Source organism: Aureimonas sp. Leaf454, from assembly GCF_001424685.1.
Taxonomy (GTDB): domain Bacteria; phylum Pseudomonadota; class Alphaproteobacteria; order Rhizobiales; family Rhizobiaceae; genus Plantimonas.
This window is the reverse complement of record NZ_LMQT01000019.1, coordinates 182,152-208,839: the sequence shown is the minus strand read 5'-3', so window position 1 is coordinate 208,839 and position 26,688 is coordinate 182,152. Positions and strand designations below refer to the sequence as shown.

Annotated in this window: 21 protein-coding genes; 11 read left to right on the top strand and 10 right to left on the bottom strand. The window is 66.1% G+C overall.

All coding sequences use genetic code 11. The annotated features are described in order from the left end of the window. Positions 1-17: 17 nt before the first annotated feature. The 3 genes from ASG43_RS12440 to ASG43_RS12430 all read right to left on the bottom strand — a co-directional run bounded on the left by ASG43_RS12440 (position 18) and on the right by ASG43_RS12430 (position 2,720). Positions 18-1,310, bottom strand: a complete 1,293-nt coding sequence (locus ASG43_RS12440) for a M23 family metallopeptidase (protein ID WP_056505231.1) — start codon at positions 1,308-1,310, stop codon at positions 18-20. A 100-nt stretch (positions 1,311-1,410) separates the two neighbouring features. Next, complete coding sequence (locus ASG43_RS12435) at positions 1,411-2,241, bottom strand: ferritin-like domain-containing protein (RefSeq protein ID WP_056505229.1); 831 nt, start codon at positions 2,239-2,241, stop codon at positions 1,411-1,413. Next, positions 2,241-2,720, bottom strand: a complete 480-nt coding sequence (locus ASG43_RS12430) for a peroxiredoxin (RefSeq protein ID WP_082490865.1) — start codon at positions 2,718-2,720, stop codon at positions 2,241-2,243. Before ASG43_RS12430 ends, ASG43_RS12435 begins: the two co-directional genes overlap by 1 nt. Positions 2,721-2,985: 265 nt before the next feature. Here ASG43_RS12430 and ASG43_RS12425 point away from each other — a divergent pair, with 265 nt between their 5' ends. Next, entirely contained in the window at positions 2,986-6,294 is a 3,309-nt protein-coding gene (locus ASG43_RS12425) for a hypothetical protein (RefSeq protein WP_056505226.1), read from the top strand. A gap of 39 nt (positions 6,295-6,333) precedes the next feature. Here the strand turns inward: ASG43_RS12425 and tyrS are convergent, their stop codons facing one another. Further along, positions 6,334-7,590: a tyrosine--tRNA ligase gene (tyrS, locus tag ASG43_RS12420; protein ID WP_056505221.1), complete on the bottom strand. Its 1,257-nt coding sequence runs from the start codon at positions 7,588-7,590 to the stop codon at positions 6,334-6,336. 142 nt (positions 7,591-7,732) lie between these two features. On the opposite strand from tyrS, the gene ASG43_RS12415 reads away from it, so the two are divergent. Further along, positions 7,733-8,857 carry an anhydro-N-acetylmuramic acid kinase gene (locus ASG43_RS12415; protein ID WP_156386669.1) on the top strand — a complete coding sequence of 375 codons (1,125 nt, stop codon included), beginning with the start codon at positions 7,733-7,735 and terminating at the stop codon, positions 8,855-8,857. A gap of 4 nt (positions 8,858-8,861) precedes the next feature. Here the strand turns inward: ASG43_RS12415 and ASG43_RS12410 are convergent, their stop codons facing one another. Beyond that, entirely contained in the window at positions 8,862-9,536 is a 675-nt protein-coding gene (locus ASG43_RS12410; RefSeq protein ID WP_056505217.1) for an alpha/beta hydrolase, read from the bottom strand. A gap of 215 nt (positions 9,537-9,751) precedes the next feature. On the opposite strand from ASG43_RS12410, the gene ASG43_RS12405 reads away from it, so the two are divergent. From ASG43_RS12405 to sufA, 7 genes are all read left to right on the top strand, one after another. After that, positions 9,752-10,939 carry an aminotransferase class V-fold PLP-dependent enzyme gene (locus ASG43_RS12405; protein ID WP_056505215.1) on the top strand — a complete coding sequence of 396 codons (1,188 nt, stop codon included), beginning with the start codon at positions 9,752-9,754 and terminating at the stop codon, positions 10,937-10,939. A 144-nt stretch (positions 10,940-11,083) separates the two neighbouring features. Next, complete coding sequence (sufB, locus tag ASG43_RS12400; protein WP_056505212.1) at positions 11,084-12,616, top strand: Fe-S cluster assembly protein SufB; 1,533 nt, start codon at positions 11,084-11,086, stop codon at positions 12,614-12,616. A 76-nt stretch (positions 12,617-12,692) separates the two neighbouring features. Beyond that, positions 12,693-13,448 (top strand): Fe-S cluster assembly ATPase SufC, encoded by a 756-nt coding sequence (sufC, locus tag ASG43_RS12395; protein ID WP_056505209.1) that lies wholly within the window; start codon positions 12,693-12,695, stop codon positions 13,446-13,448. A 1-nt stretch (position 13,449) separates the two neighbouring features. Next, positions 13,450-14,697 (top strand): Fe-S cluster assembly protein SufD, encoded by a 1,248-nt coding sequence (sufD, locus tag ASG43_RS12390; protein WP_056505207.1) that lies wholly within the window; start codon positions 13,450-13,452, stop codon positions 14,695-14,697. A gap of 43 nt (positions 14,698-14,740) precedes the next feature. Then, a complete protein-coding gene (locus ASG43_RS12385; protein WP_056505204.1) occupies positions 14,741-15,985 on the top strand; it encodes a cysteine desulfurase in 1,245 nt (414 codons plus the stop codon). 12 nt (positions 15,986-15,997) lie between these two features. Beyond that, positions 15,998-16,423 carry an SUF system Fe-S cluster assembly protein gene (locus tag ASG43_RS12380; RefSeq protein ID WP_082490889.1) on the top strand — a complete coding sequence of 142 codons (426 nt, stop codon included), beginning with the start codon at positions 15,998-16,000 and terminating at the stop codon, positions 16,421-16,423. Positions 16,424-16,537: 114 nt separating this feature from the next. Next, on the top strand, positions 16,538-16,918 hold the full coding sequence (gene sufA / locus ASG43_RS12375; protein ID WP_056505195.1) for a Fe-S cluster assembly scaffold SufA: 381 nt from the start codon (positions 16,538-16,540) through the stop codon (positions 16,916-16,918). A 517-nt stretch (positions 16,919-17,435) separates the two neighbouring features. Here the strand turns inward: sufA and ASG43_RS12370 are convergent. The 3 genes from ASG43_RS12370 to parE all read right to left on the bottom strand — a co-directional run bounded on the left by ASG43_RS12370 (position 17,436) and on the right by parE (position 21,884). Then, a complete protein-coding gene (locus ASG43_RS12370) occupies positions 17,436-18,986 on the bottom strand; it encodes a DEAD/DEAH box helicase (protein ID WP_056505194.1) in 1,551 nt (516 codons plus the stop codon). Positions 18,987-19,193: 207 nt separating this feature from the next. Next, complete coding sequence (locus ASG43_RS23295) at positions 19,194-19,802, bottom strand: hypothetical protein (RefSeq protein WP_200939512.1); 609 nt, start codon at positions 19,800-19,802, stop codon at positions 19,194-19,196. 45 nt (positions 19,803-19,847) lie between these two features. Further along, positions 19,848-21,884 carry a DNA topoisomerase IV subunit B gene (gene parE, locus ASG43_RS12360; RefSeq protein ID WP_056505188.1) on the bottom strand — a complete coding sequence of 679 codons (2,037 nt, stop codon included), beginning with the start codon at positions 21,882-21,884 and terminating at the stop codon, positions 19,848-19,850. 213 nt (positions 21,885-22,097) lie between these two features. On the opposite strand from parE, the gene ASG43_RS12355 reads away from it, so the two are divergent. Continuing rightward, the gene (locus ASG43_RS12355) at positions 22,098-22,991 is read left to right on the top strand and encodes an alpha/beta hydrolase (protein WP_056505187.1); all 894 of its coding nucleotides are present in this window, start codon (positions 22,098-22,100) and stop codon (positions 22,989-22,991) included. Positions 22,992-23,051: 60 nt separating this feature from the next. On the opposite strand, the gene glnA is transcribed toward ASG43_RS12355, so the two are convergent. After that, positions 23,052-24,461 carry a type I glutamate--ammonia ligase gene (glnA, locus tag ASG43_RS12350; RefSeq protein WP_056505184.1) on the bottom strand — a complete coding sequence of 470 codons (1,410 nt, stop codon included), beginning with the start codon at positions 24,459-24,461 and terminating at the stop codon, positions 23,052-23,054. 49 nt (positions 24,462-24,510) lie between these two features. Then, positions 24,511-24,849: a P-II family nitrogen regulator gene (locus tag ASG43_RS12345; protein ID WP_056505181.1), complete on the bottom strand. Its 339-nt coding sequence runs from the start codon at positions 24,847-24,849 to the stop codon at positions 24,511-24,513. A 298-nt stretch (positions 24,850-25,147) separates the two neighbouring features. Here ASG43_RS12345 and ASG43_RS12340 point away from each other — a divergent pair, with 298 nt between their 5' ends. Then, positions 25,148-26,632 (top strand): NAD(P)H-hydrate dehydratase, encoded by a 1,485-nt coding sequence (locus ASG43_RS12340; protein WP_348271078.1) that lies wholly within the window; start codon positions 25,148-25,150, stop codon positions 26,630-26,632. Positions 26,633-26,688: the final 56 nt, after the last annotated feature.

Sequence of the window (26,688 nt, the reverse complement as noted above, 5' to 3'; positions counted from 1 at the left end):
TCGACCGGCTCGGCGGATCAGCCCAGCCGGTCGATCTTCGACCCCGCGCGCAGATAGCCCGCGGGGTCGATCGCATTGCCGCTGTGGCGCACCTCGTAGTGCAGATGCGCGCCCGTGCTGCGGCCCGTCGATCCGACCTCGCCGACAATGCCGCCGACCCCGAGCTTGTCGCCGACCGAGACGACAATCCGCGACAGATGCGCGTAGCGCGTCGCGTAGCCTTGGCCGTGGTCGACCTCCACCATCTGTCCGTAGCCGCCGTTCCAGCCGGCCGACACGACCGTCCCGGGCGCGGTCGTCGCGACGCGCGTGCCGGTTTGAGCGATGAAGTCGATGCCCGTGTGCATCGCGGCGCGGCCGAGGAAGGGATCGGACCGGACGCCGAAGGTCGAGCTGATGGCGTTCGTCGCGACGGGCCGTTCCAGCGGGAGGTGACGAATGCCGGTCTTCACCGCATCCAGACGGGCAAGAGCGGCTTCCAGTTCATCGCAGCCCGCTTCGAAGCGCAGGCTTTCGGGAACCGGCACGAACGGTCCGCCCTCGCCGGCGGTTTGGGGAATATCGGGAAGCGGCACGGAGATGCCCTCGGAGCGAAGCGCCCCGGCCATGCCGTCCGCCTTGCTGCGTGCGACGTCCGAAAGAGCGTCGAGATTTTCGATCTGCTTGGCTTCGTGCGATTCCACCGCTTCGCCGATCTTGCGCAGAAGATCCGGCGATATCGCCTGCTTCGCGCCGGGAAGGGGCGCGGCGGCTTTGCCCGGCGCGAGACGATCGACGAGATGGAAGCGTTCCAGGGCGCGCGCGTCGCCGTCGCCGGCGAAGGCGAGAGCGGCGCTGTCGCGCTCGGACATCGAAGAGGCGAGAGGGCTTGGTTCCGGCACCGGCACCGGCGCCGGGATTAGGCCGCTCGATCGCGCGCGATCGAGGAGCGGCTCCAGCCGGTCGTAGCGTGCTTCGAGTTCGACCTGCTGGTCGAGGAGGACGGCGACCTTCGTCTCCACCTTCTCGCGGTCGAGCAGCTGGCGGCTCACCGTGCGGTCGAGCTGCGAGCGGAGCGTGGCGATCCGGTCCTCGTAGGCCTGCGCCAGTCGCGCCTGGCGCGCGACGCCGGCGCTGGCAAGGTCCTCGTGCAGGACGAGATAGGCGGCCGATCCGAACGTACCGATCGTGACCGCGGAGGCGAAGGCCGTCGCCAGGGCCAGCGCTACGGGCCGCACGGTGAAGTGACGGATCGTCTCGCCGCGGGCGATGACGACGGTGTGGGGCAGGGTCGGACGGCCGAAGGTGCCGTGATGCTGGACCGAACTCATGCGCGCATCCGAGTGGGGCAGGCGGCACGGGAGGTGCCGGTTCCTTGCGCGACTACACCTCGTTAAGGTTAACCAAAGCTTTCTGTCAGGTCGAAAGACGTCAGCTCGAGAGCGGCGACAGCGCACGGTAAAAGGTTGGCGTCAGCCCGGCCTCGGCGCGCGCCCGGTCGTTGAAAGGCGGCTTCACGTCTCCCCGGAAACACTGCCGGACGAGCTCCTGGAACCGGTCGGCGGGATTGCGGCCTTCGCGCGCGCAGAGAAAACGGAACCACTTGGCGCCGATCGCAACGTGCTTCTTCTCGTCGTTGTAGATGATCGTCAGGATCGCAGCTGTTTCGCCGTCTCCGGTCGCCTCGAGCTTTTCGAGCAGCGAGGGCGTCACGTCGAGCCCGCGCGCCTCGAGGATCAGCGGCACGATGGCGAGGCGCGCACCGAGATCGTGCGCGGTCACCTCGACCGCCTGCCAGAGGCCGCCATGGGCTGGCAAGGCTCCGTAATGGGAGCCGAGCGATTCGAGGCGATCGGACAGAAGTCCGAAATGCTTGGCCTCCTCCATCGCGACCGTCATCCAGCCGTCGAAGAAGGACCGCGGCACGCGCTCCGTCGTGAAGCGGGCCACGATGTCCAGCGCCAGATCGATCGCGTTCAATTCGATATGTGCCAGCGCGTGGATCAAGGCGATCCGTCCGGCTTCGGTGTGGACCGAGCGCCGCTTCACCGTTCGCGGCGAGACGAGATCCGGCTTGACCGGTCGCCCCGGCCGGGACGGCAGTCCGGGATCACCGGGCGAATGGAGCCCGAGCCGGCGTTCGAACCAGCGTCGGCCGACCGCCTGCGTGATCGCGACCTTGTCGCCGAGATCGGCGGCCGAGAGCGCGCGAATGGCGCCCTCCCGCAGGCTGCCGATCGCGATGTCGTCCGCCACCGGCATCACGATGCCTTGGGAAGGTCGCGCGCGGCCGAGAGAACCGCGTCGGCATGGCCTGGAACCTTGACCTTCGGCCAGAGCTTGGCGATGCGGCCATCCGACCCGACCAGCGCCGTGGTGCGCTCGACGCCCATGTAGCTGCGCCCGTACATGCTCTTTTCCACCCAGACGCCGAAGGCCGAGAGCAGAACCTTGTCCTCGTCGGACAGGAGCCGCACGGCGAGCTCGTGCTTGTCGCGGAACTTTCCGTGCTTCTTGACGGGATCGGGCGAGACGCCGAAGACCGGAATGTCGAGCGCTGCGAAGTCGGGAGCAAGACGGGTGAAGTCGATCGCTTCCTGCGTGCAGCCGGACGTGTCGTCCTTGGGATAGAAATAGAGGACGTAGGGGCGACCGGCGAGCGCGTCTCGCGTCACGGTCTCTCCGCGGTCGTCGGGAAGCGCGAAATCGGGACAGGAGGCACCCTCTTGGAGCATGGACATGACGCCTTCCTTTCGGCCAATTGAACTGGAATGGAACGAGCCACGCGGCGGGGGGCTTTTGGCCGCGCGAGAGCCGTGAGATAGCGCCATAACCAGGTCTTGGCGACCACCCTTCAAAGCGGGCCGAAGGCCCTCCTGCAGGGTGAGGGTGACGGCCGTTTCGTCGAGGGAGCGTTGATGGCATGATGCAAGGGAGTGAGCGGCAGACGCTCGATCGCGCACATCGTGCCGACGGCCTGAACTCCATGCCGACCGGCCCTCACGCATGAAGCACGTCGTCCGGCTTCTGGCAGGGTTGGCGAGCCGCGCGCTCACGATCGTCCTCATCGTCGGCGCGCTCCTGTTCCTCGCCATGGGAACAGGTGCCGGTCGAGACGCGCTGCGCCAGCGGTCCGAAGCCATCGCCACGCGGCTTCTCGGCACCGGTTTCACCGCGGAACTCGGACGCCAGTCCTTCGGCATCGGTTCGACCGGAACGATCGAGATCCGTTGGCGCGACATTCGACTGGCGGAAACAGGGACGGGGCTCGGCGCGACGAAGGTCGCGCGGCTGACGGTCGGGCTCCGCCCGCTCGCTCTCCTGTCGGGCCGATTGGCGATCCGCAGCCTTTCCATGTCGGGTGCGACGATCGACCTCACGCGCGGCCAGCTGTTCGACGGACCGCGCAACGAGGGCCCCGGCAGCATCGATGCCGTACTGAAACTCGTCGACCAGCGGCTCGACGCGGTCGCCCGGTCGGGCCTCGACCGGGTCGAGCTCTCCGACATCACGGTTCTGGCTCCGCTCGCGCAGGATGGCGGACCGTTCGTGGCGCGCGTCGACGAAGCCGCGTTGGACGTGTCCGACAACGAGAACATGCGATTGTCGGCCCGTTTCGGCGTCGACGACATCGCTCTCGCGCTCGACGGCGATGCGAGCTTCGATGCCGCCGCCAAGCGCCTTGCCGATCTTCGCCTGTCGCTCGGACCGCTGGATATCGGTCGCATCGTCCCGCCGGCTCCCTCCGACGACCGTCTCGACCAGCGCCCCTTCGCCTCCGATGTGAAGCTGTCCAGCCGTCTCTCGGTGACCTCGGAACCGGACGACGAGGCGCGCACCGTCGTTCTGTCGCTCGGCGCGGCGTCGGGGGATGTCCAGACGGGGCGGGGCCATGCCGCACTCGACAGCGCGTCGCTCGACCTCGCCTATCGCGAAGGGTCGAAGGAAGCCGTTCTCCGGCCGGGCCTCGTCGTCTTCGACGGCGTTTCGATGACGCTCGGTGGCAAGGTCGGCCTGCGCGACGACGGCTCTCTGTCGCTCCGCTTCGACGTCGGAGATCTGCGTTCGGTCATCGGCCAGCCGGCCACAGGCGAGGCGACGCGGACAGGCTCGGTCGCGCTCGAAGGCACAGTCGCCCTTGCGCCCTTGCGCCTCGATGTACCGACCATCGAGATCAAGACCACCTCCGGCGAGATTTCCGGCCACGCCCGCGTCGATCTCACGGGGCCGGACGCGATGACCGAGGTTCGGCTCGCCAGCGAGGGCGTTTCGGCTCGGGACGTGAAGGCGTTCTGGCCCTTCAATCTCGCGCCCAACACGCGTCGTTGGGTTCTCGAGCACATCCGCGATGCAGGTGCCGCCTCGGATGTCGTCTTCGCGCTGAACATGACGAAGGCGCGCTTGGGCGAGGCCTTTCGGCCGCGCCAACATCCGACGCCCGAGGAGATGAGGCTGACGCTCGACGTGGCCGGCATCGGCATGGCGACGATCCAGTCCATGGCGGAGCTGGAAGACGTCGCCGGGCGGATCGAGGTCCTGGGCGGCGACACGACGATCCGGATCGACCGGGCGAAGGTGGCGGGCCTGCCCTCGATCGCGGCGACGCAGAGCCTGGCGACCTTCGTGCGCACGCCGGCCGATGCCGCGCACGAGGTCGGCTTCAAGCTCGCCATCGGCTTGACCGGAGAGGCGAAAGAACTGCTGGCGGTGGCCGCCCGCCCCCCGCTCGACGTCCTTCGCACGATCGATGTCGCGCCGGACGACGTATCGGGAACGGCGACCGTCACGGCCGACGTCGAGTTCCATCTCGGCGACGACGTGCCGAAGGGGCAGGAGCTGAAAGGCTACGCCGTCGATGTCGCCTTGAAGGACGCTTCGCTCTCCAAGCCCTTCGAAGGACGCAAGCTGACCGGTCTCAGCGGACCCTTGTCGATCGTGCCCGGCGCCGTCGAAGGCGAACTCAAGGGCGAGGTCGACGGGCTTTCGTCCACGATTCGCTTCGGCCAGCCTTTCGGACCGCACCCGGCGGTGGAGCGTCGACTGTCCGTGGACGTCGAGCTCAGCGGGGAGGAGGCGGCCCGCCGCGTCCCCGCCCTGAGCGGCGTGCTGGACGGACCCATCGCCGCGCGGCTGGTCTCCAAGGGCGGTCCGGCCGAGGGTTTCGAAGCCGATGTCGACCTCTCGGGTGCCGGGATCGCGCTCCCCGTGATCGGCTGGCGCAAGGGCAAGGGCGTCGCGGCCCAGTTGAGCTTCGATCTTCTCCAGGGCAGCGGCGACACGAAGCTCCGCGGCGTCCGACTGAAGGGCGAGGGTTTCGCCGCCTCCGGGAATGTCGTCGCCGATGCCGGGGGTCTCGTCTCGGCCGATCTTGCAGATGTCGCCTTCAACCCCGGCGACGACGTGAAGCTGAAGGTCCGGCGCGCGGACAACGGCTACAGCTTCGAACTGACCGGCGACCGGTTCGACGCCCGGCCGTTTTTGGCGGATCTTCGCGCATCGCTCGGCGAGCGCGCGGCCAAGGGGCGGGCGAAGGCCGCCCGACAGCTCGACGCGGCGGTCGCCATCGGGCGCCTTACGGGATTCGGCGGGCAGGAGCTTCGCGACGTCTCGCTGAATTATGCCGGAAGCGCGGGCGCCATCGCGGCACTCTCGATGGCCGGCGTCGATGCCGGCGGTGGGCGATTCGCCATCGACGTCTCGCCGCGCGGCAAGGACCGGTCGATCGAGGTTCGTGCCGCCGATGCCGGGCGTCTCGTCGATTTCGGCGGCATCTACGGCCGTATGGAGGGCGGTGCCATGGCCCTTCGGCTGCTCGGCTCCAGCGACGGAGGCTACGCCGGCACCTTCGCGGCCGAGAACTTCACGCTCGTGGACGAGCCGCGGCTCTCGCGCCTCGTCGGCACCGCGCCTGGCCCGAATTCGGCCAGCCTGTCGCAGGCCGTCGGCGCCCCCCTGACGACCGAACGAGCCGATTTCAGCCATGCCTCCGCCGGCATCGTCTACGGCCGCGACGGTCTTCGCGTCACCGATGGAATCATCCGGGGCCCTGTCTTCGGCTCGAGCTTTTCCGGCACCGTCTACGACGCCAAGAACCGCATCGACATCACCGGTTCCTTCATGCCCGCCTACGGGCTGAACGGCATGTTCGGGAAGATTCCGGTGCTTGGTCAGATCCTCGGCAACGGCAACGAAGGCGGCCTGATCGGCATCACCTACCGTTTGGCCGGCGCTTTCGAATCACCGAAGCTGGAGGTCAATCCGATCTCGGCCATCGCCCCCGGCATCTTTCGCAACATCTTCGCCTACGGTCCCTGACGGGCGTCTCGGCCCGGCAGGGTGAGGCGCGGCGCATCCTCAGCCGGCAGGCCGGATGAGGATGTGCTTCTTCTTGCCGAGCGAAAGCTTCACGACATCGCCCTCCAGAAGATCGCCGGAACCGACCGTCAGGCGCTCGTCTTCGACGGTGCGGTCGTTCAGCCGGATCGCACCGCCCTTCAGGTGCCGGCGAGCCTCTCCGTTCGATGCGGCGAGTCCCGCCGTCACGCAAAGCGACAGGATGCCGATTCCGGCTTCCAGATCGGCGACGGGCACGTCGATCGTGGGAAGGCTGGCGGAGACCTGCCCCTCCTCGAAAGTCTGCCGCGCCGTGTCGGCGGCGAGCGCCGCGGCCTCGGCACCGTGGAGCAAGCCGGTGACGGCGCCCGCGAGCACCTTCTTCGCCTCGTTGATCTCGGAGCCGCCGAGCGCTTCCAGCCGCGCGATCTCGTCCATCGGGAGCGTCGTGTAAAGCTTGAGGAAGCGACCGACATCGGCGTCCTCGGTGTTCCGCCAGTACTGCCAGAAGTCATAGACGCTCAGCATGTCGGCGTTCAGCCAGATCGCCCCGGACGCGGTCTTGCCCATCTTGGCGCCGGACGAGGTGGTGAGCAGCGGCGAGGTCAGGGCATAGAGATCGGCGCCGTCCATGCGCCGGCCGAGATCGATGCCGTTGACGATGTTGCCCCACTGGTCCGATCCGCCCATCTGAAGCTGGCAGCCCGTGCGCCGGTACAGCTCCGTGAAGTCGTAGGCCTGCAGGATCATGTAGTTGAATTCGAGTAAGGACAACGATTGCTCGCGGTCGAGCCGGAGCTTGACCGAATCGAAGGAGAGCATGCGGTTGACCGAGAAATGCCGGCCGACATCGCGCAGGAACGCGACATAGTTCAGTTCCAGCAGCCAGTCCGCATTGTCGACCATCAGCGCATCCGTCGGCCCGTCGCCGAAGCGCAGATATTGCGCGAAGGAGCGGCGGATGCCGGCGAGATTGTCGGCGATATCGGCGACCGTCTGCAGCTTGCGCGCCTCGTCCTTGAAGGAGGGATCGCCGATCATGCCGGTGCCGCCGCCCATCAGGGCGATCGGCCGATGGCCGGTCTGCTGCATCCAGTGCAGCATCATGATCTGCATCAGCGAGCCGACATGCAGGCTCTTCGCCGTCGGATCGAAGCCGATATAGCCGGTGACGATCTGCGTCTGGAACAGCTTGTCGAGCCCGGCATCGTCCGAGGTCTGCTGGATGAAGCCCCGCTCGGACAGCGTGGCGAGGAAATCGGACTTGAAACCGGTCATGTCGAATGGGGTCCTTGGGCGGGCCGTGCGGGAAAGGCCGGCGGAAGACGGTGCTTGAGGCGGAGGATGGAGGCATCTATCCCTCGGTCCCGACGGATTTATCCGTCAATCGCCGAGAACTCCAGTGCGGGTGTGCCCAGCTTTGCCAACGCTATCGACAGCCATCGGCCTCATGAGCGGTACCTCCATGGACGGGATCGACGTCGCGTTGCTCCGAACGGACGGCGTTTCGCTCGTCGAGCGCGGCCCGTCCTCGGCCTTTCCGCTCGACGCCGCGTTTCGCCGCCGGCTCGAAGCCGGGCTTGAAACCGCCAAGCTCATCCGGCGGCGCGAGGAGCGGCCGGGGGATCTGTCGGCGCTGGAGCGCGAGATCACCGACCGCCATGTCGACGCCGTCCGCAGCTTCGTGGCCAGCCACGGCATCGATCTCGCCTCGGTGGATGCGATCGGCTTTCACGGACAGACCGTCCTGCACCGTCCGGCCGAGCGCGTCACCGTGCAGCTCGGCGACGGAGCACGATTGGCCGCCGCCCTCGGTCGGCCCGTCGTCTTCGACATGCGCGCCGCCGACATCGCGGCCGGCGGGCAGGGCGCGCCGCTGGTGCCGGCCTATCACGCCGCGCTGGCAGCCGGACTGCCCGAGGCGTTTCGGCAGGCGCCGGTCGTCTTCGTCAACATCGGCGGCATCTCGAACGTCACCTATATCGATGGAACGGACGAGCCGATCGCCTTCGACAGCGGACCGGGCAATGCGCTCCTCGATCTCTGGGTGCAGAACGAAGCGGGCATTCCCTTCGACCAAGGGGGCGCGGTCGCCGCCGAGGGCGGGCTGCTCGATCGGTTGGCGGACACCTATCTGGCGGCGCCCTTCTTCGCGCGGGCGGCGCCGAAATCTTTGGATCGCTTCGATTTCGCGGTGCCGGGACCCGGCGCAGGCACTCTGGAGGATGTCGCGCGCACGCTCTGCTTCGTCGCCGCCGAAGCGATCCTGCGGTCCGCGGAGCACATGCCGAAACCGCCGAAGCTCTGGATCGTCTGCGGCGGCGGCCGGAAGCATCCCGCCATCATGGACGACCTCGCCGCCGGCGCGGCCCGCACGGGCGCTCGCGTCGTCGCGGCCGAAGCGGTGGGTCTCGACGGCGACGCGATGGAAGCGGAAGCCTGGGCCTATCTCGCCGTGCGCTCGATGAAAGGTCTGCCGCTGACCTTCCCGACCACGACCGGCGTCGCCCGTGCCCTGCAAGGGGGCGTCGTCGCCGCCCCCTGACCGGTCAGCGAAGGCGCTTGGGCCGGATGTCGACGAGTTCGCCGGCGAGGCGGCGGTCGAGATAATCCGTGCATTCCGACATCAGCTCCTCGGAATGCTCGGTGTAGAAGTGGTTGGCGCCGGCCAGCGTCTTCTGCGTGATCAGGATGCCCTTCTGCGTCTTCAGCTTGTCGACGAGGCCCTGCACGTCCTTCGGCGGTGCGACCTTGTCCTTGTCGCCGTGGATGATGAGGCCGGACGAGGGACAGGGCGCGAGGAAGGAGAAATCGTAGGAGTTCGGTTGCGGGGAAATCGAGATGAAGCCCTCGATCTCCGGGCGCCGCATCAGAAGCTGCATGCCGATCCAGGATCCGAAGGAATAGCCGGCGACCCAGCAATGCTTCGAATCGGGATGGAGGCTCTGCACCCAGTCGAGCGCGGCGGCGGCGTCCGAAAGCTCGCCCGACCCATGGTCGAACTCGCCCTGGCTGCGGCCGATGCCGCGAAAGTTGAAGCGCAGCGTCGTGAAGCCGCGCTCCACGAACATGTAGAACAGCTGGTAGACGATCTGATTGTTCATCGTCCCGCCGAAGCGGGGATGGGGATGCAGCACGATGGCGATCGGCGCATTCTTCTCCTTGCCCGCCTGATAACGCCCTTCGAGGCGACCGGCGGGACCGTTGAAGATGACTTCGGGCATGAGCAAATCCTATGCGGCAGCAGGCGCGCGGGCAGCGCGGCTTGACGCAGAACACGCGGGCTCGTAGGTTCTAGTTTAGAACGGTTCAAAACTACACGCTTCCACCGAAGGCGCTATGTAGTCTAGAAGGCGTGCGGCTTTCAAGAAATTTGGGAGCTTATCCTTTCAGCGCCAGACCTTGCGGCCTCCGCCGATCGAAGGACAGGACGAACGCCGTGCCGACCCGCCGATCCTTTCTCGACCACAATGCCGGTGCGCCGCTTCTTCCCGAAGCGCGGGAGGCCATGCTGGACGCGCTGGACGGGACGGGAAATCCGTCCTCCGTCCACACCGAGGGACGCCGCGCGCGCGCCATCGTCGAGCGGGCACGGGCCGAGGTTGCGGCGCTGGTCGGCGCCGAACCCGAATGCGTCGTGTTCACGTCGGGCGCCAGCGAAGCCGCCGCGACATGCCTTGCGCCTCTCTGGATGACGGGCGATCGCGAGATGGCGATCGCCGATCTCGCCGTCGGCGCGGGCGACCATGCCTGCCTCATCCGGGCCGGACGTCTCTTTCCCGGTCGTGTCACGCATCTGCCGCTGACGGCGGAGGGTGGTCTCGATCGGTCCGCGCTCCGCGAACTCTCCGCCGACCGGGACGACGACGACCTTCCGCTCCTCGCCGTGACGCTCGCCAACAGCGAGACGGGTGTTCTCGGCGATCCCGCAATGCCCGAAATCCGCCGGTTCGCCAAAGCCGGGCGTCTTGTCGTCGATGCGGTTCAGGCCGCGGGCCGCATCCCCATCGACATGAGGTCGGTCGGCTGTGCCGCCTTGCTCCTGTCGGGTCACAAGATGGGCGCCCTCCAGGGCGTCGGCGCCTATGTGCTCGGCGATCCCGCTCGTCGGCCTCTGCCGCTCATTCCCGGCGGCGGCCAGGAGAAGGGCCGCCGATCGGGCACGGAGGCCGTGGCGGCGATCGCCAGCTTCGGCGCGGCGGCTCGCGTGGCGCGGCGCCGGATCGCGGACGGCGGCCCCGCCGGCCTCCTCTCGCTGCGTCGTCATCTCGAACGGCGTCTCGGCGAGGCGGGTGGTATCACCATCGTCGCGTCGGAAGCGGATCGCCTGCCCAACACGGTTCTGGCGACGATCGCGGGATTGCCGGCCGAGACGGCGCAGATTGCTCTTGATCTGAAAGGAATCGCCGTGTCCGCCGGATCCGCCTGCTCGTCGGGCAAGGTCGGTCCGAGCGCGGTCCTGGCGGCCATCGAGGCGGCGGGCGGCGATATCGTCGCCGCGAAGGGTGCCATCCGCCTGAGTTTCGGCTACGAGACGACGATCGACGAGATCGATGCCGCTGCGGATGCCTTGATCGACCTGGCGACACGGACGGCGATGCGGCGGATCGACCCGAAAGCGGCTTGAATACGATGTTTCCCCGGCCTTTTCGGGGGAGCGGGCCTTCATTTTTGGAGTGAATGAGCCCACTTAGAGCGCATCCAAGGTAGCTTGAAGCACCGGATGCGACCAACCACCGGACCTTGACTCCGGCGAGTGTGGAGAGACGACATGGCAGCAGTCCAGGAAACCATCGATCAGGTCCGCCGCATCGATGTCGACCAATACAAATACGGCTTCGAGACGATCATCGAGTCGGACACCGCGCCGAAGGGGCTGGACGAGTCCACGGTCGCCTTCATATCGGCCAAGAAGGGCGAGCCGCAGTGGATGCTGGATTGGCGTCTGGAAGCGTTCGCGCGCTGGAAGACGCTGGAGAGCCCGTCCTGGGCCCGTCTCGACTATCCGCCGATCGACTACCAGGACATCCACTACTACTCCGCTCCCAAATCGATGAGCGGTCCGGCCTCGCTGGACGAGGTCGATCCCGAACTCCTGCGCACCTACGAGAAGCTCGGCATCCCCTTGCGCGAGCAGGAGATTCTGGCGGGCGTCGTCAAGCCGACCGACATTCCGGCTCCGCTCCATTACGATGAGAACGGGGACGTCGTGCCGACCTCGGACCGGCGCGTGGCCGTGGACGCGGTCTTCGATTCGGTCTCCGTCGCAACGACGTTCCAGGCCGAGTTGAAGAAGGCCGGCGTCCTCTTCATGCCGATCTCCGAGGCGATCCGCGAGCATCCCGATCTCGTCAAGCAGTATCTGGGCACCGTGGTCCCGGTCTCGGACAACTTCTTCGCGACGATGAACTCGGCCGTCTTCACCGACGGATCCTTCGTCTACGTTCCGCCGGGCGTCCGCTGCCCGATGGAGTTGTCGACCTATTTCCGGATCAACGAGAAGAACACCGGGCAGTTCGAGCGCACCCTGATCATCGCGGACAAGGGCGCCTACGTCTCTTATCTCGAAGGCTGCACGGCTCCGCAGCGCGACGAGAATCAGCTTCATGCGGCCGTGGTCGAGTTGATCGCGCTCGACGATGCCGAGATCAAGTACTCGACCGTTCAGAATTGGTATCCCGGCGACAAGGACGGTAAGGGCGGCATCTACAACTTCGTGACCAAGCGCGGCGATTGCCGCGGCAAGAATTCGAAGATTTCCTGGACGCAGGTGGAGACCGGCTCGGCCATCACCTGGAAGTACCCGTCCTGCATCCTGCGCGGCGACAATTCGCGGGGCGAGTTCTATTCGATCGCCGTCTCGAATGGCCGCCAGCAGGTCGACAGCGGCACGAAGATGATCCATCTCGGCAAGAACACGTCGAGCCGCATCATCTCCAAGGGCATTTCCGCCGGTCGCTCGAACAACACCTATCGCGGACAGGTGACGGCGAACCGCAAGGCGTCCAACGCACGCAATTTCACCCAGTGCGACAGCCTCCTGATCGGCGAGGAGTGCGGCGCGCACACCGTGCCCTACATCGAGGCGAAGAACGCGACGGCGCAGTTCGAGCACGAGGCGACGACGTCCAAGATCTCAGAAGATCAGCTCTTCTACTGCATGCAGCGGGGCATTCCGCAGGAGGAGGCGGTCGCGCTGATCGTCAACGGTTTCGTGCGCGACGTGATCCAGCAGCTGCCGATGGAGTTTGCCGTCGAGGCGCAGAAGCTGATCGGAATTTCGCTGGAAGGCAGCGTCGGCTGACCACTAAGGCGTCGTCGCGCTCCTTCACTTCTCTTTGACGTCCCGGTTTGCGGGCGAAGACCGATAGAAAACGGACATGCTGGAAATCAAGAACCTTCACGCGCGCGTCGCGGACACCGACACCGAGATCCTTCGCGGCCTGAACCTGTCGGTTCGGGCCGGCGAAGTCGCCGCGATCATGGGACCGAACGGGTCCGGCAAGTCGACGCTGTCCTATATCCTCGCGGGTCGCGAGGACTACGAGGTGACCGAGGGCGAGATCCTCTACAACGGCGAGTCCATCCTGGAGATGGATCCGGCGGAGCGGGCCGCTGCCGGCGTGTTCCTGGCCTTCCAGTATCCGCTGGAGATCCCGGGCGTCGCCACGATGACCTTCCTGAAGACCGCTCTCAACGCCCAGCGCAAGGCGCGGGGCGAGGGCGAGCTGACGACGCCCGACTTCATGCGGCGCGTGAAGAGCGCGGCGGCGGACCTGAAGATCGATCCCGCCATGCTGAAGAGGCCGTTGAATGTCGGCTTTTCCGGTGGCGAGAAGAAGCGCGCCGAGATCCTTCAAATGGCGCTTCTGGAGCCCAAGCTCTGCGTCATGGACGAGACTGACAGCGGCCTCGACATCGACGCGTTGCGGATCGTTTCGGATGGCGTGAACGCTCTGCGCAGCGACAGCCGGGCCTTCCTCGTCATCACGCATTACCAGCGCCTGCTCGACCACATCGTGCCGGACACGGTCCACGTCCTCTACAAGGGTCAGATCATCAAGACCGGCGGCAAGGAACTCGCGCTTCAGTTGGAAGACCAGGGTTACAGCCAGATCATCGGCGAGGCCGCCTGAGATGAGCGTCCACCAGCTGCGGCGCCTGACGCCGGCCGAGGAAGCGGTCATCGCGAGTGCCGAGACGGGTCTCGTCGCCGGCGACGACACCCGGCGCGAGGCGATCGCGCTTCTGCGTCGGGAAGGCCTGCCGCATCGCCGGATCGAAGCCTGGCACTACACGGATTTCCGCTCGCTGATCGGACGCGTGCCGGCCAATGACGGCTCGGCGGCCGCCGTGTCCGAGGTCCTGGCGCCGCTTCTCCCCGGCAGCACGGTGGTCGATCTCGCAGCGGGCGCTCCGCTTCCCGCCGCGCCCGCCGGCGTGTCCCTTCAGCGTTCGAACGCGACGCCGGACTGGCGCAAGCCCGTCAACCATCTCGACCGCGAGTTCGACACGGTCCGGCTGATCGGCGCGGCCTTCGGCGCGACGGCGACGGAAATTTCGGTCGATGCCGGTGCCGACGTCGATCACGCCATCGAGCTGCGCCCGGAGCCCGGTTCGACCGGCGCCCGCGGTTTTGCACGCTGCACGATCGGCGCCGGTGCCAAGGCGACCATCGTCGAGCGTCTGTCGGCCGGCCATGCCGGAACTCTGTCCTGCGGCATTTCCGATCTCGTGATCGGCGATGGCGCGGAGGTGCTGTGGATCGTCGATCAGGCCAAGGGCGAGGCGGAAACCTATCTCGGGCAACTGAACGTCTCCATCGGCGCGGACGGGCGCTTCAGGCTCTTCGTTCTGAACGCGGGCGGTGCACTCGTTCGCATGGAGGTTCACGCCGAGACGGCCGGCGAGGGCGCCGACATCCAGATGCGGGGCGTCAATCTCCTCAGCGCCGGTCAGCATATCGATGTGACCACCACGTTGAACCACACCGTCGCCAACACGACCTCCACCGAGACGTTCCGCAATGTCGTGACCGGCGGTCACGGCGTGTTCCAGGGGATGATCAAGGTCTCCAAGGGCGCGCAGAAGACCGATGCGCGCATGGCCTGCAACACGCTTCTTCTCTCCGACGAGGGCGACTTCTCGGCCAAGCCCGAACTCGAGATCTTCGCCGACGATGTGCAGTGCGGACATGGCGCGACGGCAGGCGAGATCGACTCGAACCACCTCTTCTACCTCATGTCGCGCGGCATTCCGGAACGTGAGGCGCGTGCCCTTCTGGTGAAGGCCTTCGTCGCCGAGGTCGTCGAGGAACTCGAGCACGAAGCCGCGATCGAAGCTCTCGAAGCGCGCATCGACGCGTGGCTGGACCGGGATCGCTGATCGACGCCGCCGGACCTCCACGTCCGGCCGAAAGGATGACGCCATGAACGCAGAAAGCCCGATCCGGGCCGCCTACGACGTCGAAGCCGTTCGTCGCGATTTCCCGATCCTGTCGAAACAGGTCTACGGGAAGCCGCTGGTCTATCTCGACAATGGCGCCTCCGCGCAGAAGCCGCAGGCCATGCTGGACGCCATCGCCAAGGCCTACTCGGAGGACTACGCCAACGTTCACCGTGGCCTCCACTTCCTGTCGAACAAGGCGACGGAAGAGTATGAAAACGCCCGCGATGTCGTGCGTGGGTTTTTGAATGCCGGCAGTGTCGACGAGATCGTCTTCACCTCGTCCGCGACCGAGGCGATCAACCTCGTCGCCTATGGCTACGGCATGCCGGAGATCGGAGAGGGCGACGAGATCGTCCTGACGATCATGGAGCACCACTCCAACATCGTCCCCTGGCATTTCCTGCGCGAGCGCAAGGGCGCCAAGCTCGTCTTCGTGCCGGTGGAGGACGACGGATCCATCTCCGTCGACGCCTTCGAGCGCGCCATCACGCCGCGCACCAAGCTCGTCGCCATGACGCACATGTCGAACGTCCTCGGCACGGTGACGCCCGTCAAGGCGGTGACCGCGCTCGCGCACGCCCACGGCATTCCCGTCCTCGTCGACGGGAGCCAGGGCGCGGTGCATCTGCCGGTCGACGTGCGAGACCTCGACTGCGATTTCTACGTCGTCACCGGGCACAAGCTCTACGGTCCGACCGGCATCGGCGTGCTCTACGGGAAGGCAGAGATGCTGGCCCGGATGCAGCCGTTCAATGGCGGAGGCGAGATGATCGTCGAGGTGACGGAAGACAACGTCACCTACAATGCGCCGCCCCACCGGTTCGAGGCGGGTACGCCACAGATCGTCCAGGCGATCGGTCTTGCCGCATCGCTGCGCTACATGGAAAATCTAGGCCGTTCGGCGATCGCCGCCCACGAAGAGCATCTGCGCGATTATGCGCATGAGCGGTTGGGTGCCGTGAATTCGCTGCGGATCTATGGTCGGGCGCCGGGCAAGGGTGCCATCGTGTCTTTCGACCTTGAAGGAATTCACGCCCACGACGTCGCGATGGTCATCGACCGCGAGGGGGTCGCGGTTCGCGCCGGCACGCATTGCGCGCAGCCGCTTCTGAAGCGTTTCGGCGCGACGTCGACGTGCCGAGCGTCGTTCGGCCTCTATAACACGGTCGCGGAAATCGATATCCTGGCGGAAGCTCTGGACAAGGCGAGGCGTTTTTTCGCCTGAAAGATGAAAACCATGACGCAAGATGCTGACGTAAAACACGAAGCCGATGCAGCGGTGGTGAGCGACACGGCCGGCGCCAATATCGCGCTGGCCGGCGCCGACAAGCCTACTTCCGCCATTCCGGCCGACGACTTGGCGCGAATGAGCGACGACATCGTCTCCGCGCTGAAGACCGTCTACGACCCTGAGATTCCCGCCGACATCTACGAACTCGGTCTGATCTATAAGATCGACATCGAGGATGATCGAAGCGTCGCGATCGAGATGACGCTGACGGCACCGGGTTGTCCGGTGGCCGGCGAAATGCCGATCTGGGTGGAGAATGCCGTGTCCTCGGTCGAAGGTGTTTCGCATGCCAAGGTCAATCTCGTCTTCGACCCGCCTTGGACACCCGATCGCATGAGCGAGGAAGCGCAGGTCGCCGTCGGCTGGTTCTGAACCTTGCGCCGGGCATGGTTGGCGACCGCCATTTCAGGCGGCCCGCCGCTTGCGACTTGCGGATGGCCATCGCAGGGGCCACGTTGACGACTTAAGAGTCGAAAGGAGCGCCTGATGGGCCGCTTTAGCATCATGACCATGACCGACGCCGCCGCGGACCGCGTGCGGGAGATCGTGGGCGCCAAGGGCGGCGACGCCCTCGGCCTGCGCGTTGGCGTGAAGAAGGGTGGCTGCGCGGGAATGGAGTACACCGTGGAACTGGCCACGGAGACCAAGCCTCGCGAAGACAGCGTGGAGCGCGATGGCGCGCGCGTCTTCATCGCGCCGGAGGCTGTTCTCTTTCTCCTCGGAACGGAAATGGATTACGAAGTGACGCAACTCCGAGCCGGCTTCACCTTCAAGAATCCCAATCAGACATCGGCCTGCGGCTGTGGGGAATCCGTGGAGTTGAAGCCCGCCGATCTTAAGGCGATGGCACAGGCCGGGGCCGTCTGATACCGGAACACCCGTTTCGAGACCCGGGGAATGGAAGGGCTCACCAGCGTCGTTCTTCGCGGATCGACGTTGCGATCCGTAGCCGCTTCGTGAACTGAAACGCACGCCGGCCTTGCCCAGGACGTCGTCCGCTCGATCGCGCTCCGTCGCTCGATGCCGATGGACCCCGATTATGGTCCTCCGGTCCACGAGGGCACTTTGGGCAACGGGCGTGTCGTCGACCGATGGATCGTCGAGCCGCTGTTTCCACCAGTCAGGAAGGGTAAGTCCCATGTCCTGACGTGGCGTTCAGGCGAGGTCGAGCGGGCCCGCAGGCCTTGAAGAACTGCGTGGCGGGGCAGCGGCCCTTCACCCCTTGCAGTTTCGACACGGGCTCGGCCGTCATTCGCTGCTCTATGAAAACCCACGTTGCGGCAGAGGAACTTCGGTTCATAAGGAATCGCGTTTTCCCCTGGTCCCCGCGCCCAGCCTTGACGGTTGAGCAGGACCCCGAGCCTTCCGTGAGACAGTACGGGGTTTAAAACCCCGTCGAGATCGTCATAAAGGCGGGGATTTCTTCACCGAAACCGACCGGCGATCGATCATCGGACTGTGCCGAACCGCGGCCACTGCGACCGCCATTGTCGTAGCCCGCGCGGCTGCGAGGGGACGGCGCGACGCGGCTCGGGGGGACGGCAGCGACCTCGACGTCGGCGTGATCCGCAACGACGGCAGGCAAATCCTCGGTCGCCACGACGAAGGCCGCTGCCGGCACCTCGGGCTGCTCGTCGCCAAGCGCTGCGATCTCCTGTTCGACCGTTCTCGGCTCGCGGGTCTCTGCGCTGCCGCGCCTCGAACCGCCGCGCGTCGTGGCGCTGCGGCGGGAGCTGGATCCGCTTGCGGTCTTGCGTCCGCCGCGCTTTTCCTCACGCGCTTCACCCGGCTCCGGCTCCGGCAATTCCTCGACATTGCCGTCCAGCCAGTCGATCTTGGTGTTCAGCATCTTCTCGATCGCGTCGAGATACTTCTTGTCGGTGCGCGAGACGAGCGTGAACGCCTTGCCGGAACGGCCCGCTCGGCCCGTGCGTCCGATCCGGTGAACATAGTCCTCGGCATGGATCGGAACGTCGAAATTGAAGACGTGGCTGACAGCCGGAATGTCGAGACCGCGCGCCGCGACGTCGGACGCGACGAGAAGCGTGAGCTTGTTCTCGCGGAAATTGTGCAGCATCGTCATCCGCGCGCGCTGATCCATGTCGCCATGAAGAGCGCCGGCGGAGAAGCCATGCTTCTCGAGGGAGCGGAAGAGGGATGCGACGTCGATCTTGCGATTGCAGAAGATGATCGCGTTGGTCAGATCGTCCTGGCTGCGGATGATCTTGCGCAGAGTCTCGCGCTTGGCATAGTCCTCCTTCTGCGTCGCGACGAGCTTCTGCTCGATGGTCAAGGCGGTGGAGGATGCCTTGGCGACCTCGACGCGAACCGGGTTCTGCAAGAACTGCTCGGTCAGGCGGGTGATCTCCGGCGGCATCGTCGCGGAGAAGAACAGCGTCTGGCGCGTGAAGGGTAGGAGCTTGCAGATGCGCTCGATGTCGGGGATGAAGCCCATGTCGAGCATCCGGTCGGCCTCGTCAATGACGAGGATTTCGACGCCGGTCATCAGGAGCTTGCCGCGCTCGAAATGATCGAGCAGTCTGCCGGGCGTCGCGATCAGCACGTCGGCGCCCCGGTCGATCTTCTTGTCCTGCTCGTCGAAGGACATGCCGCCGATGAGAAGCGCGACGTTGACCCGCTGGTCCTTGCCGTATTTGACGAAGTTCTCGGCCACCTGCGCGGCGAGTTCACGCGTCGGCTCGACGATCAGCGTGCGGGGCATGCGGGCACGGGCGCGGCCCTTTTCCAGATGCGTGAGCATGGGAAGAACGAAGGAAGCGGTCTTGCCGGTGCCGGTCTGCGCGATGCCCAGAATATCGCGGCGCTGAAGCGCATGCGGAATGGCTTCGGCCTGAATCGGCGTCGGCTCGGTGTAGCCGGCCGCTTCAACGGCCGCGAGAACTTTAGCGCTAAGGCCGAGTTCGGAAAAAAGCATTGAGCTCAATTATCTCGTGGATGACGGAGGGTGAGGCCACAAGCCGCTGTCAGCCCAAGTCCTGCCTTGGGCGATAAGGGCTAGACTTTTTCGAGTCAACCTTCACGACTTCTATATGGGGCGTCTTTGCGCGATTCCCAGGTGAAGAAGGGCGAGCCGATGCCAGCCCTTCCACTATCATGGTCAATAAAACCGATAGGGTCGACCTCAGTTGGTCGCCGGGCCGAACGTGTAGGGCGAGTCCTTGGTGAAATGCAGCTCGTAGGTCTCTGCGATTTCTCCGTCCGACGGGACGATGTCGAAGAAGAGCGTCAGGCTGTTCGTTTCGCCCTCGGTGGGCTCGTCTGCGCGATAACCGACGATCGCACCGTTGACGCTCTGAACCTCCTTGATCTCGGTGGTCGAGAGGATCGTCTGCGCGCCGTTCACGCGCTCGAGCTGCTGGATGAAGAAGCGGTAGACGTCCTCCTTGCCCTTCACCTGCATCATTACGGTGCGCCAGACTCCGTTCCGCTCGCCTTCGGTCCAGGGACCGACGACCTGGACGTCCTCGATTTCGGTGAGCAGCGTCTCGACGGCCTTGATCGCGTCGTCCGAGGCGACCGCACCGCCCGCCATGGGGGCCGCGGCCGGTGCATCGGGAGCCGGAGCGGCGGGAGCCGCCGACGGTGCGGCAGCGTCGCCGGGCGTCGCGGGAGCGGTCGCTGCGGGTGGCGTGTAGGGTGCGGGCGGCGGAGGTGTCTGAGCGAGGGTCGAACCCGTCGTCAGGATCATCACCGCGGCGGTAGCGCAGAGCACGCGAAGGGTAGGGGGCATGGCTTGAACTCCTGTCTGGACCGCCCCTCGTATCCCGGCGAAGGGTCAGACGTCGAGATGATCGGCGAAGGCCGCCCGTTCCTGGATGAAACGAAAGCGAAGCTCCGGTCGGTTCCCCATCAGCGCGTCGACCGCACCTGCGGTTCCCGCCTCCACCGCGTCGTCGATGGCGACCTTCAGGAGCGTGCGCTTGCGCGGGTCCATCGTCGTTTCCTTCAACTGCGACGGCAACATCTCGCCCAGGCCCTTGAATCGGCTGACCTCGACCTTGCCCTTGCCCTTAAAGTCCCGCGCCATCAGCCTCTCCCGGTCTCGATCGTCGCGCGCATAGGCGACCTTGCCGCCTTGGCTCAGTCGGTAGAGGGGAGGGACGGCGAGATAGAGATGGCCCTGCCGGATGAGGTCCGTCATCTCCTGGTAGAAAAACGTGATGAGAAGCGAAGCGATATGGGCGCCGTCCACGTCGGCGTCCGTCATGATGATCACCCGCTCGTAGCGCAGGTCTTCCTCGCGGTAGCGCGTGCGCGTGCCGCAGCCGAGTGCCTGGATGAGGTCGGAGATCTGCTGGTTCGCGCCCAGCTTCTCGCGACCTGCCGACGCCACGTTGAGGATCTTTCCGCGAAGCGGAAGGATCGCCTGCCGCGCCCGGTCCCGGGCTTGCTTCGCCGAGCCGCCGGCGGAATCGCCTTCCACGATGAACAGCTCCGCCCCGGCGGCGCCGGTCTGCGAGCAGTCGGCCAGCTTGCCGGGCAAACGGAGCTTGCGCGTCGCGCTCTTCCGGTTGACCTCTTTTTCCTGGCGACGACGAAGCCGCTCGTCCGCCCGGTCGACCACCCAATCGATCAGCCGTGCCGCATCCTGCGGCGAGGAGGCGAGCCAGATGTCGAAGCTGTCGCGAATCGAAGTCTCCACGATCCGCTGCGCCTCGGCCGTGGCGAGCCGGTCCTTCGTCTGGCCGACGAACTCCGGCTCCCGGATGAAGACCGACAGCATCGCCGATGCGGTGATCATCACGTCGTCCGCCGTGACGACGCTGGCCTTCTTGTTTCCCGACACCTCGGCGAAGGCCTTCAGCCCCCGCAGGAGCACGTTGCGCAGCCCGGCTTCGTGCGTGCCGCCTTCCGGCGTCGGGATGGTGTTGCAATAGGATCGGACGAAGCCATCGCCGCCGGTCCAACTCACGGCCCACTCGACCGCGCCATGACCGGAGACCTTTTCGGTGCGGCCGGCAAAGGTCTGCGACGTCACGCGCTGTTCGGAGCCGAGCGAGCCCTCCAGATAGTCCTTGAGGCCACCGGGAAAATGGAACGTCGCCCTCGAGGGGATCGGCCCGTCCGCCGGGAGCAGGGACGGGTCGCACATCCAGCGGATCTCGACGCCACCGAAGAGATAGGCCTTGGAGCGCGCCATGGCGAAGAGCCGGGCCGGCTCGAACTGGGCGTTCGCGCCGAAGATCTGCGCATCCGGCCAGAAACGGACCTTGGTTCCCCGCCGGTTGTGAACGTCGCCGACCTCCTCCAGCGCCCCTTGCGCGACGCCGCGCTGATAGATCTGCCGATAGAGCCGACGGTTGCGGGCCACTTCGACCTCCAGCCGGGACGACAAGGCATTGACGACGGAGACGCCGACGCCGTGCAGACCGCCCGAGGTCTCGTAGACCTTCGAGTCGAACTTGCCGCCCGCGTGAAGCGTCGTCATGATCACTTCGAGGGCAGACTTGTCCTTGTATTTGGGATGGGGATCGACCGGGATGCCGCGGCCGTTGTCCGTCACGGACAGGGACCCGTCGGCTTCCAGGGAGACCTCGATGAAATTGGCGTGTCCCGCGACCGCCTCGTCCATGGAATTGTCGATCACCTCGGCGAAGAGGTGATGCATGGCCTTCTCGTCGGTGCCGCCGATATACATGCCGGGCCGCCGGCGAACCGGCTCCAGCCCCTCGAGAACCTCGATGTCGGCAGCCGTGTAGTCGGATGCGGGCGCCGGCACGGCCGCCGGTGCGGCACGCTGCGTCTTGGCGGCGCGCGCCGGGGAACGCACGGCCGGGGGAGTCGCCGGCGCGAAGAGATCGGAATCGCTCATCGCGTCACCGCTCCGCTCGCGCCGACCCGCCCTGCACCCGTCTCGAAACCCGATATCGCCATGCCCTCTGGACTATACTTTCACGAAATGTTCTTCAAGCGAAACGACGCGCGAAACCCGTTCCCGGTCGTTGTCGAGGCGGTTTTCTCCGTGTCCTGAGACCGCGACGCAACGCTCCCTGCGCCTCGGCGCCGTGTGGATTGAGGTGCCTTCTTGTCGATCCGTCCGTCCCGGTCTGTATCTGCCGCCGCGCTCTTCGGCCTCCTCCTCGCCGCCTCGGCCGCCCGGGCCGACGGTCCGATCGCGCCCTTCAAGGACGATCTCTTCGCCTATCCCCCGCTGACGGCCTTCAGTCCGGACGGGACCTTCATCGATGTCGATTACCAGGAAGCGCGCGACATCGACCAACGCGACGAGGTTCCCGAGCGCCGCGTGCGCGCCGCCTATGTCGACCTCGCGCCCTTGGCCCGTCAGCGGGAGCGTATCGTCGACACATCCGCCGGTCCGCTGAAGACGATCGAGGTCGGCGATCCCGGAGGATCGGGCCCGATCGTGCTCTTCGTGCACGGCCGGAACGGCGACCGCCGGCTGGGAATGAACGACCGCACGTTCGGCGGAAACTTCAACCGCCTGAAGAACCTCGTGGCGCGCGCGGGCGGCTTCTACGTCACCGTCGATGCCGGCAGCTTCTCCCCCGCCGACGGCGCTCGCATCGGGGAACTCGTCGAGGGGCTCGGCCGCCGGAGCGGCCGACCGGCCGTCGTTCTCGCCTGCGCATCCATGGGCGGCGAGTTCTGCTGGGGACTGCTGGGCGAAAGGCGGGTCGTCGGTGCGGTCGCGTCCGTCGTCATGCTGTCGGCGAACAACCCGCCCTCACGCGTGGAGGCGATGCGCGATCTGGCGGCACCGCGCCGGATCCCGCTGCTCCTCGCGCACGGCACCCGCGACAAGGTCTTCGGCTGGGCCGCCGTCCAGGCGCTCTACGACAGGCTCCTTGCGGCGAAGGAACCCGTTCGCTTCGTCTCCTTCGAGACCGGCAACCACGGAACGCCGCTTCGGATGATCGACTGGCGCGACAGTCTCAACTGGCTTCTCTCCCGAACCTGAGGCCGAAACGAAAACCCCCGCCGCGGCGGGGGTCTCCAGATCGATCCGAGGCGGGATGCCTCAGGACGAGTAGTACATGTCGAACTCGACCGGGTGCGGCGTCATTTCGAAGCGCAGCACCTCGACCATCTTCAGCTCGATGAAGGCGTCGATCTGGTCGTCGTCGAAGACGCCGCCCGCCTTCAGGAACTCGCGATCGGCGTCGAGATGCTCCATCGCTTCGCGGAGCGAGCGGCAGACGGTCGGGATCTGCCGCAGTTCTTCCGGCGGCAGGTCGTAGAGATCCTTGTCCATGGCTTCGCCGGGATGGATCTTGTTCTTGATGCCGTCGAGCCCGGCCATCAGCATGGCGGCGAAGGCAAGGTATGGGTTGGCCATCGCGTCGGGAAAGCGGACCTCGACGCGCTTGGCCTTCGGCGACTGGCCGATCGGAATGCGGCAGGACGCCGAGCGGTTGCGCGCGGAATAGGCGAGGAGGACCGGGGCCTCATAGCCGGGAACGAGGCGCTTGAACGAGTTCGTCGACGGGTTGGTGAAGGCGTTCAGCGCCTTGGCATGCTTGATGATGCCGCCGATGTAGAACAGCGCGCTCTCGGACAGGCCGGCATATTCGTTGCCCGCGAAGGTCGGCTTGCCCCCCTTCCAGATCGACTGGTGGACGTGCATGCCCGAGCCGTTGTCGCCGAAGATCGGCTTCGGCATGAAGGTCGCGGTCTTGCCGTAGGCATTGGCGACCTGATGCGTCACGTACTTGTAGATCTGCATGTTGTCGGCGTTCTTCACGAGCGTGTCGAACTTGACGCCGAGTTCGTGCTGCGCCGCCGCCACTTCGTGATGGTGCTTCTCGACCGTGACGCCCATCTCGGCCATCACCGTCAGCATTTCGGATCGGATGTCCTGGCAGGAGTCGATCGGGGGAACCGGGAAGTAGCCGCCCTTCACGCGCGGACGATGACCGAGATTGCCGGTCTCGTATTCTGCGTCGTCGTTCGAGGGGAGTTCCGTCGAGTCGAGCTTGAAACCGGTGTTGTAGGGATCGGCCTTGTAGCGGACGTCGTCGAAGATGAAGAACTCGGCTTCGGGACCGAAATAGGCGGTGTCGCCGATGCCGGACTGCTTCAGATAGGCCTCCGCCTTCTTGGCGGTGCCGCGCGGATCGCGATTGTAGGATTCGCCGGAAATCGGATCGAGGATGTCGCAGACGAGGACCATCGTCGACTGCGCGAAGAACGGGTCCATATGCGCGGTTTCGGGGTCCGGCATGAGAACCATGTCGGACTCGTTGATCGCCTTCCAGCCCGCGATGGACGAGCCGTCGAACATCGTGCCCTCCGCGAAGAGGTCTTCGTCGACCATGGTCTGGTCCATGGTGACGTGCTGGAGCTTGCCCCGCGGGTCGGTGAAGCGCAGGTCGACGAACTTAACGTCGTTGTCCTTGATCTGCTTCAGGATATCGTTGGCCGACGTCATGGCGGTCCTTTCGTTGAAATGCGGATGGTGTGAGAAAAGCCGGCTGCGGTCAGATGGCGTCGTTGCCGGCTTCGCCGGTCCGGATGCGGATCGCTTCCTCGACGTTCGACACGAAGATCTTGCCGTCGCCGATCCGGCCGGTCTGGGCGGCCTTGCGGATGGCTTCCACGGCGCCGGCCACGGCCTCGTCGGTGAGAACGATCTCGACCTTCACCTTCGGGAGGAAATCGACGACGTATTCGGCGCCGCGATAGAGTTCGGTGTGTCCCTTCTGTCGGCCGAAACCCTTGGCTTCCGTAACGGTGATGCCCTGAAGCCCCACCTCCTGAAGCGCTTCCTTCACCTCATCGAGCTTGAAGGGCTTGATGATCGCTTCGACCTTCTTCATCGAAATTCCCTCTGACGTTGTCCCGTCGTGCGACGCAACCCATACGCCTTGCCGAAGGCAGGTGCCATGCCAGACACTGCCGGACGGCGTCTGCGAGAAGCATCGAACGTTCGTCTCGTGAACACCCGAACTCGTCTTGCCATCTGCCCGTTTCGCGGGATGAAGGGCAAGCCGAAATGGTCATAAACCGTGCGAAACATCCCGGAAAATGTCGGCAAAATCCGTCAGCCTGTGCTCCGTGAGTCCAAGTGTTTAAAATCGAGGCGACATGATGGTATCTGATGCACGAAGATCCGCATTGCTGACGCCCTCTCAGATGGCGAGCGCGGATGCCGCCGCCGTTCGGGCTGGCACGTCCTCCTGGAGCCTGATGCAACAGGCGGGCGAGGCGGTCTTCGACGTGTTGCGCGCGCGCTTTCCCGAGGCCCGCAAGGTCGACCTTCTCGCGGGTCCCGGCAACAATGGGGGCGATGCCTTCGTCGTGGCGGACCTGCTCTGGAAAGCTGGCCTGGAACCGGTCGTCTACTCCGCTGACCCGGGCGCGGACCCTGCCGCGGACCCGGGCCGGGATGCGGGTCGCGCCGCCGCCGCCTTCAGCGGCGTGGTTCGCCCGCTGGCGGCCTTCGGAAGCGCCGACGGTGATCTCGTCGTCGACGGTCTCTACGGTGCCGGCCTGTCGCGTGCCGTGACGGGCGAGGCCGCCAGAGCCATCAAGAGCGCCAATGCTCGTGGTCGCCCGATCCTGGCGGTCGATCTCCCCAGCGGCGTCTCGGGGCAGGACGGCCGGACGAAAGGTCCGGCGATCCGGGCCGACGTGACGGTCACCTTCTTCCGCCGCAAGCCCGGTCATCTTCTCCAGCCCGGACGGTCCCTGTGCGGCGACGTCGTCACGGCCGACATCGGGATCGATCCGCGGGTCCTCGACGAGATTCGTCCGACCACCTTCGTCAACGGCCCCGATCTCTGGGGGCACCGGCGACCGCGTCCAGCGTCCGACGGGCACAAGTTCGATCGCGGACACGCCGTGGTCTTTTCGGGGCCGGCGACGAAGACGGGGGCTGCCCGACTCTCGGCCATCGCGGCGCTTCGGATGGGGGCCGGTCTCGTGACGCTGGCGTCGCCGCCGTCCGCGCTCCTCGTCAACGCATCTCACGTGACCGCGGTGATGCTGCGGCGCTGCGAAGTCCCGGGGGACCTCGACGACCTCCTCGCCGATCGACGCTTGAACGCCTTCGTCCTCGGGCCCGGCTTCGGCATCGGAGAAGCAGCGCGCACCGCCGCACGGGCCGTCATCCGGGCCGGGCGTCGCCTTGTCCTCGACGCCGACGTCATCTCGTCCTTCGCCGAGGATCCCGCGTCGCTCTTCGCTTCGCTCGGCGCGGGCGAGGCTTCCGTGGTTCTAACGCCCCACGACGGGGAATTCGCGCGCTTGTTCCCCGATCTCGCCGCCGATGAGACCCTGTCGAAACTCGATAGGGCCCGTCGAGCTTCCGCCCGTTCGGGCGCGATCCTCATCCTGAAGGGTTCCGATACCGTCATCGCGCGACCCGACGGACAGGCTGCGATCAACGAAACCGGCACACCTTATCTTGCGACAGCCGGCAGCGGCGACGTCCTCTCGGGTCTCGTCGCCGGCTTGCTGGCGCAAGGCATGCCGCCCTTCGAAGCTGCCGCTGCAGGCGTGTGGGTCCATGGTCGGGCGGCCGAGCATTTCGGGCCGGGCCTCATCGCCGAGGACCTGCCGCACCTCGTGCCACGCGTTCTGGCGGAGTTGCCAGATTGAGGTGACGGATCGAACCGGGTGAGCCAGACCGGCAGGCAGCTTCCCGGATCGCCATC

Excerpts from the sequence above, each read along its gene's own strand:
- sufB (WP_056505212.1), top strand. The coding sequence starts at position 11,084 with ATGGCAGCAGTCCAGGAAACCATCGATCAGGTCCGCCGCATCGATGTC.
- ASG43_RS12380 (WP_082490889.1), top strand. The coding sequence starts at position 15,998 with ATGACGCAAGATGCTGACGTAAAACACGAAGCCGATGCAGCGGTGGTG.
- ASG43_RS12345 (WP_056505181.1), bottom strand. The coding sequence starts at position 24,849 with ATGAAGAAGGTCGAAGCGATCATCAAGCCCTTCAAGCTCGATGAGGTG.
- ASG43_RS12410 (WP_056505217.1), bottom strand. The coding sequence starts at position 9,536 with ATGCCCGAAGTCATCTTCAACGGTCCCGCCGGTCGCCTCGAAGGGCGT.
- glnA (WP_056505184.1), bottom strand. The coding sequence starts at position 24,461 with ATGACGTCGGCCAACGATATCCTGAAGCAGATCAAGGACAACGACGTT.
- parE (WP_056505188.1), bottom strand. The coding sequence starts at position 21,884 with ATGAGCGATTCCGATCTCTTCGCGCCGGCGACTCCCCCGGCCGTGCGT.
- tyrS (WP_056505221.1), bottom strand. The coding sequence starts at position 7,590 with ATGACCGGTTTCAAGTCCGATTTCCTCGCCACGCTGTCCGAGCGGGGC.
- ASG43_RS12440 (WP_056505231.1), bottom strand. The coding sequence starts at position 1,310 with ATGAGTTCGGTCCAGCATCACGGCACCTTCGGCCGTCCGACCCTGCCC.
- ASG43_RS12370 (WP_056505194.1), bottom strand. The coding sequence starts at position 18,986 with ATGCTTTTTTCCGAACTCGGCCTTAGCGCTAAAGTTCTCGCGGCCGTT.
- sufA (WP_056505195.1), top strand. The coding sequence starts at position 16,538 with ATGGGCCGCTTTAGCATCATGACCATGACCGACGCCGCCGCGGACCGC.
- ASG43_RS23295 (WP_200939512.1), bottom strand. The coding sequence starts at position 19,802 with ATGCCCCCTACCCTTCGCGTGCTCTGCGCTACCGCCGCGGTGATGATC.
- ASG43_RS12435 (WP_056505229.1), bottom strand. The coding sequence starts at position 2,241 with ATGCCGGTGGCGGACGACATCGCGATCGGCAGCCTGCGGGAGGGCGCC.
- ASG43_RS12425 (WP_056505226.1), top strand. The coding sequence starts at position 2,986 with ATGAAGCACGTCGTCCGGCTTCTGGCAGGGTTGGCGAGCCGCGCGCTC.
- sufC (WP_056505209.1), top strand. The coding sequence starts at position 12,693 with ATGCTGGAAATCAAGAACCTTCACGCGCGCGTCGCGGACACCGACACC.
- ASG43_RS12430 (WP_082490865.1), bottom strand. The coding sequence starts at position 2,720 with ATGTCCATGCTCCAAGAGGGTGCCTCCTGTCCCGATTTCGCGCTTCCC.
- ASG43_RS12385 (WP_056505204.1), top strand. The coding sequence starts at position 14,741 with ATGAACGCAGAAAGCCCGATCCGGGCCGCCTACGACGTCGAAGCCGTT.
- sufD (WP_056505207.1), top strand. The coding sequence starts at position 13,450 with ATGAGCGTCCACCAGCTGCGGCGCCTGACGCCGGCCGAGGAAGCGGTC.